At 70.0% G+C, this 15,684-nt stretch carries 14 protein-coding genes; 10 read left to right on the top strand and 4 right to left on the bottom strand.

What is annotated here, in order from left to right:
- Positions 1–14 precede the first annotated feature (14 nt).
- Genes ACZ6YV_RS17890 through ACZ6YV_RS17865 form a run of 6 tightly spaced genes read left to right on the top strand, consistent with a single transcriptional unit; the run spans position 15 to position 8,206 of the window.
- Positions 15–1,328: a hypothetical protein gene (locus ACZ6YV_RS17890; protein ID WP_465510646.1), complete on the top strand. Its 1,314-nt coding sequence runs from the start codon at positions 15–17 to the stop codon at positions 1,326–1,328.
- Positions 1,325–2,380 carry a hypothetical protein gene (locus ACZ6YV_RS17885; protein WP_465510645.1) on the top strand — a complete coding sequence of 352 codons (1,056 nt, stop codon included), beginning with the start codon at positions 1,325–1,327 and terminating at the stop codon, positions 2,378–2,380. Before ACZ6YV_RS17890 ends, ACZ6YV_RS17885 begins: the two co-directional genes overlap by 4 nt.
- A gap of 1 nt (position 2,381) precedes the next feature.
- A complete protein-coding gene (locus ACZ6YV_RS17880) occupies positions 2,382–5,414 on the top strand; it encodes a hypothetical protein (protein ID WP_465510644.1) in 3,033 nt (1,010 codons plus the stop codon).
- A 59-nt stretch (positions 5,415–5,473) separates the two neighbouring features.
- Entirely contained in the window at positions 5,474–6,001 is a 528-nt protein-coding gene (locus ACZ6YV_RS17875; RefSeq protein WP_465510643.1) for a hypothetical protein, read from the top strand.
- A 10-nt stretch (positions 6,002–6,011) separates the two neighbouring features.
- Positions 6,012–6,872, top strand: a complete 861-nt coding sequence (locus ACZ6YV_RS17870) for a DUF3592 domain-containing protein (protein WP_465510642.1) — start codon at positions 6,012–6,014, stop codon at positions 6,870–6,872.
- 20 nt (positions 6,873–6,892) lie between these two features.
- Positions 6,893–8,206, top strand: coding sequence for an MFS transporter (locus ACZ6YV_RS17865; RefSeq protein ID WP_465510641.1), 1,314 nt, complete (start codon positions 6,893–6,895; stop codon positions 8,204–8,206).
- On the opposite strand, the gene ACZ6YV_RS17860 is transcribed toward ACZ6YV_RS17865, so the two are convergent.
- Complete coding sequence (locus tag ACZ6YV_RS17860) at positions 8,199–9,014, bottom strand: MBL fold metallo-hydrolase (RefSeq protein WP_465510640.1); 816 nt, start codon at positions 9,012–9,014, stop codon at positions 8,199–8,201. The genes ACZ6YV_RS17865 and ACZ6YV_RS17860 overlap by 8 nt on opposite strands.
- Positions 9,015–9,098: 84 nt before the next feature.
- Positions 9,099–9,695: a DUF6801 domain-containing protein gene (locus tag ACZ6YV_RS17855; RefSeq protein ID WP_465510639.1), complete on the bottom strand. Its 597-nt coding sequence runs from the start codon at positions 9,693–9,695 to the stop codon at positions 9,099–9,101.
- A 227-nt stretch (positions 9,696–9,922) separates the two neighbouring features.
- Here ACZ6YV_RS17855 and ACZ6YV_RS17850 point away from each other — a divergent pair, with 227 nt between their 5' ends.
- From ACZ6YV_RS17850 to ACZ6YV_RS17840, 3 genes are read left to right on the top strand one after another with little or no spacing between them, the layout of a single operon-like run.
- Entirely contained in the window at positions 9,923–10,726 is an 804-nt protein-coding gene (locus ACZ6YV_RS17850; protein WP_465510638.1) for an adenylate/guanylate cyclase domain-containing protein, read from the top strand.
- A 57-nt stretch (positions 10,727–10,783) separates the two neighbouring features.
- On the top strand, positions 10,784–11,638 hold the full coding sequence (zapE, locus tag ACZ6YV_RS17845; RefSeq protein WP_465510637.1) for a cell division protein ZapE: 855 nt from the start codon (positions 10,784–10,786) through the stop codon (positions 11,636–11,638).
- Positions 11,625–12,215, top strand: a complete 591-nt coding sequence (locus tag ACZ6YV_RS17840; protein WP_465510636.1) for a TetR/AcrR family transcriptional regulator — start codon at positions 11,625–11,627, stop codon at positions 12,213–12,215. Before zapE ends, ACZ6YV_RS17840 begins: the two co-directional genes overlap by 14 nt.
- Here the strand turns inward: ACZ6YV_RS17840 and ACZ6YV_RS17835 are convergent.
- Positions 12,212–13,609, bottom strand: a complete 1,398-nt coding sequence (locus ACZ6YV_RS17835) for a Gfo/Idh/MocA family protein (protein ID WP_465510635.1) — start codon at positions 13,607–13,609, stop codon at positions 12,212–12,214. The genes ACZ6YV_RS17840 and ACZ6YV_RS17835 overlap by 4 nt on opposite strands.
- A gap of 174 nt (positions 13,610–13,783) precedes the next feature.
- On the bottom strand, positions 13,784–14,479 hold the full coding sequence (locus tag ACZ6YV_RS17830) for a nitroreductase family protein (protein WP_465510634.1): 696 nt from the start codon (positions 14,477–14,479) through the stop codon (positions 13,784–13,786).
- Between the two features lie 467 nt (positions 14,480–14,946).
- On the opposite strand from ACZ6YV_RS17830, the gene ACZ6YV_RS17825 reads away from it, so the two are divergent.
- On the top strand, positions 14,947–15,666 hold the full coding sequence (locus tag ACZ6YV_RS17825) for a S1 family peptidase (RefSeq protein ID WP_378239221.1): 720 nt from the start codon (positions 14,947–14,949) through the stop codon (positions 15,664–15,666).
- Positions 15,667–15,684: the final 18 nt, after the last annotated feature.

The raw sequence follows: 15,684 nt of genomic DNA, 5'->3' as shown, positions 1-15,684 counted from the left end.
CGAAGGGAGAGCGAGTGACGACGGGATCGGGCGAGCCCCGGCTGCGTTCGGCCGTCCTCGCGCAGGCGTGGGCGAACGTCCCCGGCGTGGAGGTCCTGTCGTCGGCCGACGGCGGACCGCTGACCCGGACGATCAAGAAGATCATCGACCCGCTGGTGATCCGCACGGCGGCGCGCCCCCGGCTGGGCCGTCCCGTGCTGGACGCGGTCGCGGCGGCGGAGCTGACGGAACTGCTGCTGGCCGACGCCGACAGGCTGCGCGCGACGGCCGCGTGGTTCACCCACCTCAAACGGCAGCGCCGCGCCTTGCGCATCACGGCGGGCAACGTCCAGGACGTGTGCTTCCCGCTCGCGTACGAGCTGGCGACGGGATTCGGCACGCCGGGTCCGGACGCGACGGTGACGGCCGAGGCGGCGTTGCGCGACCTGCACGGTGAGGGCGGCCCGGCAGGCGTCGATCAGCTCACCGGGTATCTCGCGGATCCTCGCCTCTCGGCGGAACTGACCGCGGAGCTGCATCGCCGCTGGCAGGCCGAACCCGCCGTGCCGCAGGACATCACCGCGCTCCAGGCGTTCGTCGAGAGTCTTTCCGACGCGGCCTGGAGCGCCCTCGCCGATTCGGCCACCGGTCACGCCCTCGGGCTCGCGCTGCGACGGCCCGGTGGGGCACACGCCTTGAGCGAGGCCGTGCAAGAGATTTCCGGGTTGCCCGCACCGGATCTCGGCCTGCAGCGCGGGGATCGCACCGCCGTCCCGCCGTTGAACCGGCGCGACGAGACCGGCGCCGAACTCCTCGAACGCAGTGTCGAACGGCGAGTCCGCGCGACCTTGCGCCGCGTTCCTCCGGACGAGCGGGCACCCGTCGCCGATCTCGTCGACGACGAACTGGCGCGGGTCGCCGCCGGGTTCGGGCTCGGTGTGCCCGCGCTGGCAGCCTGCTTCGCGCTCGGTGTCGTCCTCGCGCCCGCGCTGCGGCCACTCGACGGCGCGGCGCCCGCGGGCGTCCCCGAATTCGCGCGGCAGCTCAACGCCCAGGTCGCGCGGGAGGGCTACGTCCTGCACGCCCGCCGCGCCCTGGCCGGGGCCACGCCGCTCACCCCGCGGCCCGACGCCGAACTCCTGCGCGATCTGCGCGAGTTCGCGAAGCAGTTCCTCAGCAGGCTGTGGGTTCGATTGCACGGCTTCGACGTCCGCGGCGACTCGCCCGCCGATGCCGCAGACGTCCGTGACCTCGTCACCGGAGTGGTCCGTTCGACCTCGCTGGATCTGCGGACGAAGGTGCGCCGCGCGCTCGTGGCCCGGCTGCCGGATCTGGAGGCCGTGTCGTGACGCATCCGGTCCACACTCCCGTTCTCGCCGCCGACGGCGGTCTCCTTCGCTTCGCCCTCGCCGATCTGCTCGCCGGCCGGACGACCTCGATGCGCATCGAGCTCAGCGACGCCGGAGCCGCCGAACCGTGGCTGACCCGGCTCGTGGGCGCGGAAACCAGCCTCACCGCGCTGAGCCAGGGGCAGGCGGACCTCCCCGCCCGGCCGGAACTGGGCAGACTCGCCTTGCTGCTTTGGCTGAGGCGCTGGTGGCCTGCCAGCCCGTCGCTCGGGGTCCCTTCGCTCGACACGGCGTTGCTGGACCTCGAAACGGCGGTCGCGACGGCCGACGTGGAAGACCTGGCAGAAGGCCTCCTCGACGGCTTCGAAGCTTCCCCGGCCGAGCTGTTCGACACGGCGATCGCGGACGACGCCCTCCTGGCCGCCGCGCCTCCCGTAGCCGCCGAAGTCCGAGGTCTGTGTGCCCGTCTCGCGGCCTGGTTCGACGACCAGGACGACGTCGTGCGCGCCGAAGCCGCGGCGCAAGTGTTGGCGCGCTTGGAAACGGCGCCACTGGGCCGACGTTCGTACGCGCTGGCCGCGGGCACCGATCCCGCCGCGTCCGGCGAAGGTGTATTGGCGGGCGGACGGGCGAGTGTCGACTGGGCGCGGGTGCCACCGGGCATCCTGGACGCCGCCGAAGACACGGTGACCTGGCGGATCGTCACGGCCGCCGCCGTCACCAGGCTCGAAGTCGAAGTCGCGGGCGCGTTCGCCGACGCGGCCATCACCGCGGTCGCGGTCCACGACGGCGAGCCGTTCGCGGAGGCGCCGCTCGCGCTCGGTGCCGGACGGTTCGTCGGGACCGCAGACCTGGACGAAGTCGCGACCCGGCTGGCGGCGGGCGTCCACAATGGACGTATCGCGCTCGTCGTCGGCGTGGCGGGCGAAGGCGTCGCCGGGACCACACCCGAGGACCGGGCGGAAGTGGTCGCGCTCGTGCGGGCACGCCCGGCGGAAGCCAGGACACTCGCCGAACGGGCGGCGGCCGCTTCCGACGACGAGGAGTTCTGACGTGCTCGTCGGCATGCCACCACCCCAGCATCCGCCGGATCGCCCGCTCCCGCCCGAACTGAGTGCCGCGACCTCGCACGGCTATAACTGTCGTTGTGTCGCAAGGCATTTCGACCTCGATCCGGCCCCGTACGGCGAGGTGCCCGCGTGCTCGCTCTCCGAGAGCAAGTACCGCAAACTGCTCATCGAAGCCGCCAAGGTCCAGGACCAGGCCAAACAGCTCGCCGCGGTGCGGAACGTCGCCGGCGCGCACCGCAAGTACGCCCGGATGCGGGAGATCGCGCAGCGGCTCGACCGGACCGATCTCGACCTCGCCGCTGTCAGTGATCTGGCCACGGTCTGCTATTCCGCGGGCGACCTGCGCAACGCGAGGCAGTGCGCGGAGGCCGTGCTCCAGGTCTTCAAGGTGAGCACCGCCGCCATCGTCCACTTCGGACAGTACGCCGAGGCGCGGATGATCGAGGGCTCCCGGGAGGTCGCCGATCGCGTGCTCATCTCCCTGGCCACGGAGGAAGGCGACGTCGCCAAGGCACGTGAGCTGATCGCCGGTCAGCGCCGCCGGGCAGCCTTCCGCAAGGAAGCGGGGCCGGAGCAGTATCCGCCCGAACTGCTCGACGTCCACGGTTCCGACGAGCTGGAACTGCGGATCCTCGACGTGCGCGTCCAGATCGCCGCCGGAGATCTGGCAGGAGCACGGGTCGCGCTCGAGGAGATCCTGGCGGCGCTGGACGTTCTCGCGGAGATCGACGAGGTCCGCGAGCGGGCCATCCAGCAGCAGGCCATGGCCAGGGCCGAACGCGCTCGGATCCGCCACGCGGGCGGTGAGGACGCGGACGCGCGGGCGGACCTGCTACGGCTGAACGCTCAGCACGCGGGCGGCCCACTGGCCGCGAAAGCCGGCATCGGGCTGGCGGAGGCCCGCGCCCTGGCGGGCGATCTCCCCGGCGCGGTCGCCGCGATCGTCGCCGCCCGCGACGAACTCGCGGCGGCGGGCCTGACCGGCGACGTCGCGGAGGCGAGTCACGCGCTGGGCACGTTGCTGCTGTACACCGGTGACGTCGCGCAGGCCAGGGACCAGTTCGAGCACGCGAAAACGATCCGGACGGCCAACGGTGACGTTCCGGGCCTGCGCCTCCTCGACACGGCTTTGGCCCGCTGTGCCGCGGCGGAAGGCGACTGGGCGACGGCCGAGGACCACGCGACTCGCGCCAGGGAATCGGCGCGGGCGTCGGGGGACTGGTCGGATCACCTGCACACGGACTTCGTGGCGGCCACGATCGGGTTCGCCCGCGGGGAAGACCCGCGGGCCGTGCTGGATCTGCTGCTTCCGCTCACGCTCGCGGCGGCGGAGTACCGGTTCGAGTTCCTCTCGCCACAGGCACGCACGGCCTGGGCGCGTGACATCGCGGCTCCGACGCTGGGGCTGGCGCTGGCGTTGCTGTCCCAGCTGAAAGAGCCGAGGCTGGCGGCCGAACTGATCGAGCGCACCTGCGCGGTCGGGGCGTACACGGGAGTCGAGGGGCCGTCGCTCGACCTGACCGGAACACTGCCGACCCTCGAAGTGCTTCCGTCCACTGAGGATGATCGGCTTCCCTTGGCGGCACTGGGTTCTGTCACGTCGTCGCTTCCGCTCCGGCTCGCCCCGCCGCCCGCCCTGCGCTGGTCGCCGTCCTCGCCCATGGAGCTGGATCGGTGGCACAGCCTCGCCACCGAGCGGTATCGCCTGCCGCGGCTCGCCACCGAAACCGTCGAGACCTGGCCCGCCACCCGGCCCGGACGTGAGACCTTCCTCCTGCGTTTCGCCGACGCCGGGCACACGTTCCTCACCTGGCGGACTACCGAGGACCTCGACACCGTCCACACCCACCCGATCGACTTCGCCCTGGTCGGGACGGCTCGCCAGTGCCTGGACGCCGCCTCCCCGACACCGCACGAAGGCGAGAGCGTGGCCGACGCCGTCCGGCGCTCGCTGGGCGAAGACGCCTTCGGCAGCTTCGCCGGTGAACAACGCCTGGCGCGTGTCCTCTCCCTCAACCTCCTGCCCGCGGACCTGGTCGGACGGCTCCGGCGTGCCGCGGCCGACGGAAACCGCCCGCTGCTGCGGATCCAGCCGTCCCCGAGCCTCGCCGGTGTCCCGTGGGGACTGCTGGCGCTGCCCGACAGGCGGGCCGATCACGTGCTCGAGATCGGCGAGATCGGCACCTGTTTCGACAGCGACGAGCGCGTCCTCGACGTCGCCGACGTCTCTCTGCTCGCCCCGGCCGCGATCCCGCGCCGTCCCTCCTCGGCCGACGGTCCGCCGGTGTACCTGCTCGACCCGCGTATCCCCGGGCAGAGTGCTTTCGGCGAACTGGGTTCCGTGCTGGGCAAACAAGAGTCGACGTCGCCGCTGATCCGCCACCTGGACGCGCGGCTCGCCGACGGCCCGGTCCTTCCCGCCGCCGCACGCGGGCTCGACCTGGTCCGCCGCACCGACACCGACCGCCGTCTGCTCACCGATCTCCTGGCGCGGCCCTGTTCGCGGCTGGTGTTCGTGGGACACGTCAGCCGCGTGCGCGACGAGTACGGCGCGCAGACCGCGCTGCACCTGTCCTGTTCGGCCGATCTCCCCGGTACGGCCGCGCCGATCGGGACGCACCGGCCGTTCACCGCCGCCGACCTCGCACTGTCCGGAGTGGACACCCTGCCCGCGCGGGTGGCGCTGATCGGCTGCGCCAGCGCGAGCGATTTCGGCCTGGCCGAACCGTTCGGCGTGCTGCTCGCCGCCGTCGCGGCCGGGGCGGGCCTGGTCGCCGCCACGGTCTGGGCGCTGCCGACGTCGGCCGCCGTGCCCGGTTCGGACCCGATGTCCGAACTGGTCATCGCCGTCGACACCGCGCTCGCCGGTGAAGACCCGGTCGGCGAGCTGTGCGCGTGGCAGCGGACCCGGCTCGCGCGTTGGCGCGAGAAGCCCGAACCGGTGTCCTCACCGGTCTTCTGGGCGCCCCTGACCTGCCTCGACGCGACCGACGACGGGAAAACCTGGGTTCGGTAGCAGCCCGCGCCGCCGAAGCTGTGTCCATCGAGAACGACGCAGCGAAAGGCGGCACCCCGATGTTCAAGAAGATCCGCGACAAGATCAACGACGCGACGCAGCAGGGCATGGCCCGGGGTCAGCAGGACTTCCAGCAACACGCCGAGCAGTTCCGGCGGGCCGCCGCCGCGCAGGGGCACGACATCACCCCGCAGCTGCCGACTCCGCAGCTGGCCGCGCAGGCTTTCCGGAACCTCAACGCCGACCCGGACATGGCGGCGTTCCTGGCGCTGCCGATGGACGAGCAGCTGCGTCAGCAGCAGGAACTGCAGGCCTACGGCACCGAACTGCGGCGGCTCTACGACACCTGCGAGCCCGCCACCCTGGTGATCCGTGCGCTGGAGCCGACCGGCCGGAAGATCGCCGGGCAGGCGCAGTACACCGCGACGCTCGAGGTCACCCGCGCCGACGGCACCACCTACCGGACGGTGACCCCGCTGATCACGCCGCTGGCGACGATCCAGCAGTACGCGCCCGGCACCCGCCACGAGGCCCGCGTCGACCCCGCCGACCCGGCGAAGGTCGCCGTGTTCGGCCCGATCGCGTAGGCGGGTCGCCATGTTCGGATCCTTCGAGTTCGGCCTGCCGGGTGACCCCCGGCAGGCCCGCCGTCCCAGCCTCCGCCTGTGGTTGCTCGGCGTGCCCACGACGCTCGCCTGGGCGGTCGCGGGCTGGTCGGGCACCCTCGGGCTACTGGACGGCTTCCGGCTGATGTCGCTGAACCGCGTCGGCGCGTGGGGGGCCGACGCGGGCCCGGCGGTTTCCCTCGTCCTGCTCTTCAGCATCGCGATCACGGTCGCTTCGTCGCTCGGGTTCGCGATGCTCTGGAGCGGCGGGATGTCGCTGAGCGGGATGGGCGTCGGCTTCCGGGCGAGCAGCCTGGCCGCGTCCCTCGGCATCGCGCTGGGCAGTGGCGCCGCGATCCCGTCGTGGACGCCGCCCGAGTCGGTGGGGCAGCGGCTGCCGTTCGCCGGCGGCGCGGCCGAACCGTGGACCGACGTCGACTGGATCGTCTACTACGAACCGTATCTCGTGCCGGCGGTGGCCGGGGTGACGGCGCTGGTCATGATCATGGTGCTGGGGCGGGCGTTCGTCACCAGGGCGGAGAAGGACGACCGCGCGCAGGCGCTGGCCCAGACCGGCCGCCAGGTGGTCGGGCACGTGATCGGCGTCGAGTTCACGAACGTCTGGGTGATGGGGAACCCGCGGTTCACCGTGCAGGTCCGGTTCGCCACGGAAACGGGGGAGCGGACGGTCATCGCGACGATGATCACCCCGCCGCTGCAGGCCCCGGCCCGCGGTTCGACGGTGAAGGTCACCTACGACCCGCACAACCCCGACTCGGTCCAGGTGGATCCCGATCCGGCCGATCGGGCCGCGGGCGGGAACCTCGGTGCCTTCCTGCCACCACTGTTCTGACCCCCTCTACACTCCCGCGGATGGACGAACAGACGGCAGAGGTGTCCACCGCGCAAGCGGTCCGTAAGGCGATGATCCGGCTGGTCCCGTTCCTCGGGCTGCTCTATCTGCTCAACTATCTCGACCGGGTCAACGTCGGGTTCGCGGCGCTCACCATGAACGCCGATCTCGGCATCAGCTCGGCCGCCTACGGCCTCGGCGCCGGCCTGTTCTTCGTCGGGTACTTCTTCTTCGAGGTGCCCAGCAACGTCATCCTGCACAAGGTCGGCGCCCGGATCTGGATCGCGCGGATCATGGTCACCTGGGGCATCGTCGCCTCGGCCACCGCGTTCATCCAGGGCGAGGTCAGCTTCTACATCGTCCGGGTGCTGCTCGGGATCGCCGAGGCCGGGTTCTTCCCCGGCATCATCCTGTACCTGACCTACTGGTTCCCGCGGAAGGTGCGGGCCAAGATCGTCGCGCTGTTCTTCCTCGCGGTGCCGCTGTCGTCGGTTCTCGGCAGCCCGATCTCCGCCCTGCTCATCCAGAACGGCGAAGGCGTCCTCGGCTTCGAATCGGGCTGGCGCTTCATGTTCTTCGCCGAAGGCCTGCCTTCGATCCTGCTCGGCGTGGTGGTGCTGTTCCTGCTGCCGAACCGCCCGAAGAACGCGAAGTGGCTGACACCGGAACAGAGCACGGCGTTGCAGTCGACGCTGGACTCGGAAGACACCGCCGCGGTCGGCCAAGAGGTGAGCACCCGATCGGCGCTGACCGATCCGCGCGTGCTCGCGCTGAGCGCCGTCTACTTCGGAATCATCTTCGGGCTCTACGTCCTGGCGTTCTTCCTCCCGCAGGTGATCAAGGACTTCCAGCAGCAGTTCCAGACCAAATACACCATCGTCGAGATCGGGCTCATCACGGCGGTTCCCTACGCGATCGCCGCCGTCGCCATGGTGCTGTGGGCCAGGCATTCGGACCGCACCGGCGAACGGGCCGGGCATGTCGCCCTCTCCGCGTTCGTCGGCGCGGTCTCGATCGCCGCCGCGCTGTACCTGGGTTCGCCGCTGTTGGTGATGGCCGCGGTGACCCTCTGCGCGATCGGCGTCTTCACCGCCGTCCCGGTGTTCTGGCAGCTGCCCAACGCCTTCCTCACCGGGGTCGGCGCCGCCGCCGGGATCGGCCTGATCAACTCGTTCGGCAACCTGTCGGGTTTCGTCGGCCCCTATCTCGTCGGCTGGCTGCAGGGGCTGACCGGCAGCTTCCGCCCCGGGATGTGGTCCGTCGCGTTCTTCATGGCGATGGCGGGAGTCATCGCGTTGTTCTTCCGCCGCAAGGAGAAGAACGCCGTCAAGTGAGGTGGTCGAAGTCGCCGCTGGCCCATCGGATGTGGGTCTCGGCGCTTCGGCGCACGACGGTGCGGGCGTCCTGGTCGATGGTGTCGCCGCCGAGGGTGTAGAGCCGGTCGTAGGTGAAGTCGTCGAGCCGGTCGACGATGCGGCGGACCACGGCCGCGGACATCGGGATGTGCTTGGGAAAGCTGCGCTGGAACGACACCCAGTCCGGCGCGAGCCCGCCGGTGATCGTGTCGCCCGCGAGGATGCTGCCGTCCGGCGTCCTGGCCACGGCGCTGCCGCGCATATGCCCGCCGAGCCGGACGAGGTCGAGGCCCGGCAAGGGTTCGGCGTGCTCGTCCCAGAATTCGAACGCCGGGTCGGGCGCGGGCAGCCACTCGCGGTTGCGCTCGTTGACCAGCACCGGGATCCCGCCCAGCGCGCGGCTCCAGCTGAGCTGGGCGCCGAACATGTGCGGATGGCTGGTGGCGATCGCGACGACGTCGCCGAGACCGCGCACGACATCGAGCACTTCGGCGTCCAACCAGGACGGCGGGTCCCACAGCAGAGTGCCCGCGGGGGTCACCGCGAGGAACGACCAGTGCCCGATCGCGAAATGCGGCTCCCGCTTGATGCTGTGCAGGCCGCGGCCGTGTTCTCGGTGCAGGGTCCGGTGCGGCGCGGCGGTCAGTTCCTCGTGTGTCCACCAGCGTCCGGTGTGCGCGCCGAGGTCACCGGCTTCCTCGATGCCGACCTCGCCGCGGTCGAGAACGCAGCGGGGTGATTCCGGGCTCGCCGGGTGTTCGATACCGCACCTGTCGCAGATCCACATGATCGGCAGCCTGCAACCTCCACCGCGCTGGAGGTCAAGACGCGTCTTCCCCCGGCTCGGGCGAGCCGGGGGAAGACGGATGAATCAGCTGACGGTCGTCTTGCCGAGAACGGCGTCCTGGTCGGGCGGGTCGAGCGTGAGCTGCACGTCGAACTCGCCGAGTGAGCTGTCGGTGATGATGTGCGAGGTCGCCGCGGCGTCCACGCTGCTGGTCGCCTCACCGGCGGGTGTCCCGGCCGGGATGGTGAAGTCGACCTTGCCCGAAGCGGTGAACTTCAGCGGCCCTTCGGCGGGCACCTCGGTGTCCGGGATCGGCAGCTCGATGGGGATCGCCACCTTCTGCTCGCCGAGTGCGACGTTCACCTTCGAGCTGATCGTGCCGGAGAGCTTCTTGGCGCCGACCAGCCGGAGTCCGTCTCCGGCTGCCTGGCCGGAATCGACGTCGAGGGTGAACGGCACCGAAATCGGCGTGCCTGCTTGTGCGGTCGCCGGGATTTCCGCCTTCACTACCACCGCGACCTGCTGGTCGCCGATGATGGGGAAGCCGCCCTTGTACGTGAGATTCTTTTCGACGGCGGCCGCGGTCCCCGCCGCGGTGAGCATCACGGTTCCGGCGACCGCGGCCGCGATCCCGGCGGCGCAGAACCGGCGAACACCCTTTCGCACCAGGGTTTCCGTCATGTCAGGTCCTTTCGTCGTTGAATGGGCTCGGTGCCGAATCTAGGTGGAAAGTCACCAACGAGGAAAGGGAAAGAGCTCTCGCCTTTTCTTTACGCGTTGATCTTGTCACGCGTATGCGGAATTGCTTCTTCGTCAATTGTCATGGGAAGGCGGAAAGGGGAAACGCGGTCCGCTTTCTTGTCACACCGGTGACAGGTGCTTCGAGCGCGGGGTGACCGGCTAGGGTCTTGATCGTGACCGAACGACCCGAGCCGTGGCACCTCCGGACCCGCAAGTTCCTGCGGGCGACGGATCAGCGTGGCGAACTGGTGCGCGGCGCGCGGTTCCTCCGCAGGCTCGTCCCGGGGGAGGGAGCGCCCGGTGATCCGCTCGCGCCGTCGGCGGGCCGTTCGTCCGACAGGCTCGCCCGGCTGCTCACCGCGGCCGGCGCCGACAGGCCCAGCGCCAGTCGTGAGCTGGGACTGGCCGCGGTCCAGGCCTGGCAGGCCGTCCGCCGGAACGGCAAACAGCCGTCGGCCGCGAACGGCATCACGGTGCTCTTCACCGACCTCGTCGGGTTCTCGACCTGGGCGCTGGAGGCCGGTGACGACCGCGTGCTGGAGTTGCTGCGTTCGGTCTCCGAGGTGACCGAGTCGATCGTCACCGGGCATCGCGGCAGTGTCGTCAAAGGGCTCGGCGACGGTGTGATGGCCGTGTTCGCCGATCCGGACGAGGCGGTGAACGCCGCCTACGAGACCTGCTCCGCCGTGAGCGTGATCAAGGCCGAGGGCTACCTTCCGCATCTGCGCGCGGGGCTTCATCGAGGGAATCCGCAGCGGGTCGGCAACGATTACCTCGGCGTCGACGTGAACATCGCGGCCAGGATCATGGCCGCCGCGGACGGCGACGAGGTGCTGGCCAGCGCCAGCGTCGTCGAAGAACTCGACCAGGACGCCTTCACCGTGCGGCCGCGCCGGAGCTTCCGGGCCAAGGGCACGCCGAAGGACCTCCGGGTGTTCCGGGTCGTTCCCCGCTACACGGCCGGCGGCTGACTGTCCTCTGGATCACCTTCGCTTGCCCGGCCCTCTATGTCCATAGAGGCTGCCTCTATGGACATAGAGCTGGACGCCGGTCAGGTCGCCGTCGCGGCCAGGCTGGACGAGGTGACGCGCCGACGGCGTGGTGTCTACCTGTGGGGTCCGGTCGGACGTGGCAAGACCATGCTGCTCGACGCCTGCTATTCCGCCGCGTCGGTCCGCAAGAGCAGATGGCATCTGCATCACCTGCTCGCGCATCTGCAGGCCACCGCGCACGACCTGGGCAGGATCGACAGAGCCGTCGACAAGGTGCTGGACCGGCTGTCGCTGGTGTGTATCGACGAGTTCCACCTGCACGACATCGGCGACGCCAGGCTCCTGGAACGACTGCTGAACGCGGTGTTCGCCCGCAAGATCACGCTGGTCGCGACGTCGAACTACCCGCCGGAGGGCCTGCTGCCGGATCCGCTCTTCCACGACAAGATCGAGGCCGTCGTGACGGCTCTTCGAGCGCACGTCGACGTGGTGCGCCTCGACGGCGAGAGCGACTACCGCCGTCCAGGAACCAGGCCGGGCCGGTTCGTCGTCGGCAGGCATGAGGAGACGACGGCAGGCGTCACGTTCGACTTCGACAGGCTCTGTGCCACCACGGAAATGTCCACCCGGGACTACCTCGACCTGGCCGCGCGCCACCACCGGTGGACCATCACCGACGTGCCACCGCTGCGGACGGCGGGCGCCGACGCCACGATGCGGTTCCGCGTCCTGATCGACGTCCTCGTCGACGCGGGCGTGGACCTGACCGTCTACGCGCGGGCGTCGGTGGACGAACTTTTCCGTGATCCGCCGGAAGTCCCGGATCTGGACCGGATCCGGAGCAGGCTCACCGCGCTGTCCGAGGGGAAGGTCCACTGTGGAGCAACCTGACCGGCGGACCCTCATCGCCGAAGCCGCGACGGAAGTCCTCGCGTCCCAAGGAATCCGCGGCCTGACGCACAGCGCCGTCGACGTCCGGCTGGACCTGCCGCGCGGCTCGACGTCGTACTACTTCCGCACGCGCCAGGCGTTGCTGGAAGCGGTGGTCCGGCGTATCGCGGACACGTCGGCACACCGCTTCCAGCTGACCGGCCTGGCGCACGCCGCTGTCGCCGGCCCCGCCGCCGCGGCGAACGCGATGGCGGCCTGGCTCGACGATCTCCTGGTCAGCCGCCGCCATCACGTCACCGCCCGCTACGCGCTGGCGATCGAACTCGCCGGCTTCCCCGACCTTCACACACTCCTCGCGCGGGCTCTGTTCTCTCGCGAACACGCGACGCGGCTGTGCGAAGCCCTCGGCGCGTCCGATCCCGGCGCCGCGAGCGCGGACCTCATCAGCCTGATCGAAGGCCTGCTGTTCGACCGGTTCGCCGGCGCACGCTCGCTCGACGGCATCGAAGCGGGCACTCCGGCCAGCGTCGAACAGTTCGCCAGGCCGCTGGAGGCCTACCTGCGGGGAATGCCTTAGCCAGGCATGTCCGAAGGCTGCGAGTCGAGGCCCGCCCGGGGCTTCGACCAGCCGCCGCGCGTGAAGTCCGGCATCGCGACCGGTTTCCCGCCGCGCGCCAGCGAGACCACGCTCAACGGTACGGGGGAGCACCAGGCCGCCGAGTCGTAGACGTCGATGTCCGGCACCAGCCCGGCGCGCATCTGCTGCACGATCCGCCACTGCAGCACGTAGTCCATGCCGCCGTGACCACCGAGGTTCGGGTCGTCCTTGAGCTTCTTCCACAGCCAGTGGTCGTGGCGCTCGCGGTACGGCTTGAAGTCCTTCCACGCGTGCCCGGTGTGATCCGGCTCGACGTAGATCCGCTCGGGGTAGTCCTCCACGATGCCGCGGCTGCCCGCGAGGCTGTTGATGCGGCTGTACGGGCGCGGCGAGCTGACGTCGTGCTCCGCGCGGATGATCCGGCCCTGCTCGGTCTCGATCAGACAGCTGACCAGGTCGCCGTTGATGTAGGTCTCTTTCCACGACGGGTGACCCGGCGGCATGTGCCGTTTCCGGTAGTCGGCGAGCCCCTTCGGCTCGGTCGCCGTGGCGCGCAGCGTGGCGAACCGGTCGCCGCGGTTGACGTCCATGCAGGCCGCGATCGGGGCGAGACCGTGCATCGGGTAGAAACTCGCGGTGCTGCGGGTGTGCCACTTCCGGCGCCACGCGTCGGTGTAATAGGTGTCGGAGAACAGCAGTTCGCGCAGGTCGTGCAGGTAGCCGCCGTGCCCGTTGGTGACCTCGCCGAAGACACCTTCGTGCGCCATCTTGAGGATCGCGAGTTCGTTGCGGCCGTAGCTGCAGTTCTCGGCGAGGAACAGGTGCTTGCGGGTCTGCTCGCTGGTGTTGACGAGGTCCCACAGCTGGTCGAGCTCGGTGGCGATGGGCAGTTCGATGCCGACGTGCTTGCCGGACAGCAGCGCGGCCTTGCCCTGCGGGTAGTGGAACTCCCACGGGGTGGCGATGTAGACGAGGTCGATGTCGTCGCGGGACAGCATCTTCTTGTAGGCGTCGGCGGATCCGCCGTACTCGGCCGGACGCGGACGCCCGTCGGCGGCGAGTTTGTCCGCGGCGGCCTTCGCGCGCTCGGCGCGGATGTCGCAGACCGCGGTGACCACGGAGCCCGGCACGGCGCTCCATCCGCCGATCATGGACATACCGCGGTTGCCGAGGCCGATCATCGCGACGCGGACGGTCTGGTGCCGCTCGAACGGCACCCCGATCATGCTGCGCTGACCAGGACGGCGGGGCGCGCTTTCCGCTCCGGTGGCCTCTTCCGCGGCGGTGGCGCTCGTCGGGATCGCGGCGAGCGCCCCGGCGGCGAGCGCGCCGCCGAACAGGGTCCGCCGGGAGACAGAGGGCAGGTCGGCCATGAAGAACACTCCTTCGTGTCGCCTTCGGTTGCCCGACTGTGTCCAATCGCCGCCAGATATGTCAAGAGATGCGTCAAAGTGAGCACTAAACTGCACTTATGCGCAGTTTGACTGCTTGCTTGCGGGCGCTTCGCGCAACCCGGGTGCGCGTACACACCCGGGTCGCGCTTGGCGTCAGCGGCGGATCAGCACCTGGTCGATCGACTTGCGCACCAGGTTCGGCACCACGCAGTCGTCCGCCGGATAGCCGACCGGGATGACGGCGAACGCCTTCTCGTTCTGGGGCCGCTCGAGCAGCTCGCCGAGGAACCGCATCGGCGACGGCGTATGCGTCAACGCGGCCAGCCCGGACAGATGCAACGCCGTGATCAGCATGCCGACCGCGATGCCCACCGACTCGTCGACGTAGTAGTGCTTGTGTTTGGTGCCGTCCTCGTCGAGGAAGTAGCGCTGCTGGAAGACGACGATGAGGTAGGGCGCGTCGGTGAGGTGGGTCTTGACGGCGTCGGTGCCCAGCGGGCGCAAGGCGGAGAGCCATTCCTCGCCGAGCCTGCCCTCGTAGGAGACGCGTTCCTCTTCCTCGGCGGCCTCGCGGATCCGCTGTTTGGTCGCGTCGTCCTTGATGAGCACGAAGGTCCACGGCTGCTGATGCGCGCCGCTGGGCGCGGTGGAGGCCACCGCGATGGCGTCCACCAGGACCTCCTCGGGTACCGGGTCGGTCGAGAACATCCGCACCGTGCGGCGGGTGTCCATGCGGCGGCGCAGATCGGCGGCGGTGGCCAGCGATTCTTCCTCGGACATGCGGGCCGGTCGGTAGGGCACCGGCTCGAAGGGGTCGCCGTAGGTCGGGGTCCACTGTGCTGTGGTCATGATGGTCATTCTGGGGTGACCGTGGCCTGGTTCGAAACCCCTCAGGCGCAGGCGAGTTCGGGTAGTCGTGAGTGGTAAGTCGCGTTAGAACGACACTTGCCACTCACGACCATCTGCACCGACCCCTCGCCGCCACGTCGGGTGTCGCGAAAGCCACTTTCGCGACACCCGAAGCCGGCACGCAGCAAAGCGACCCGACACCTCCGCCTCACCCTCGATATGTCCCTAGGGTTATGCCACCATTCGTCTCAAATGGACGGACGCCGATCGGGCCATTCGGCTTGGGTCGACGTCGACGGCATGGTCCGGATACCCGGAGCAAACACCTAACGGTGGCCGAAACGGAAAGATAGGTACCTTCTACACGACTTTCGTCGGTGTCCGATTTCGCGGGCCGCGTCACAGAATCAGGCCATCCTGCCCTCGGTACGCGGCCGTGTCCCTCGCCGCAGAAATGAGTCGGAACCATGCGACTGCGCTCCTTCGCCCTGATCGCCGGCACCGCCTTCGCGGCGCTGCTCGGCGTGACCGCCCCCGTGGCGTCGGCCACGGAACCGTCCTCCGATGTCCAGCCGATGATCATCGGCGGCCAGAACGCGTCGAGTGGCCCGTGGGCCGCCAGACTCTTCGCCAACGGCCGGCAAACGTGTACCTCGACGATCATCGCGCCGCAGTACATCCTGACCGCGAAGCACTGTGTCGCCGGCGGTGGCACGTTCACCTTCCGGATCGGCAGCCTCGACCAGCAGACCGGCGGCACCATGGCCACCGGCTCGACCGTGACCCGCCACGCGAGCGCGGACCTCGCGATCGTGAAGCTGACCACCTCGGTCAACGCCACCTACTCGCCGCTGGGCACCACCGCCAGCGTCTCGAACGGGCAGACCGTGCAGGTCTACGGCTGGGGCGCCACCAGCCAGTGCGGCTCGGAGATCAACTGCCAGTCGCGGTACCTGAAGGTCGCGAACGTCCGGGTCACGTCGGTGTCCTGCCGTGACTACAACGGTGGCGTCGCGGTGTGCGCGAGCCGCGGCGACGGCATCACCGCCGGTGGGGACTCGGGTGGCCCGATGTTCGCCTCCGGCAAGCAGGTCGGCGTCGCGTCGACGAGTGACCGGCAGACGACCACGGCGTACACGAACATCACGCGGTACCGGCCCTGGATCCAGCAGGTAGCCGGCGTCTGATCTTTTGGTTCTCGCGGA

This window comes from Amycolatopsis sp. NPDC102522, assembly GCF_055584485.1.
Note: the sequence above shows the minus strand (reverse complement) of the source record. Positions and strands in the feature narration are given on the sequence as shown.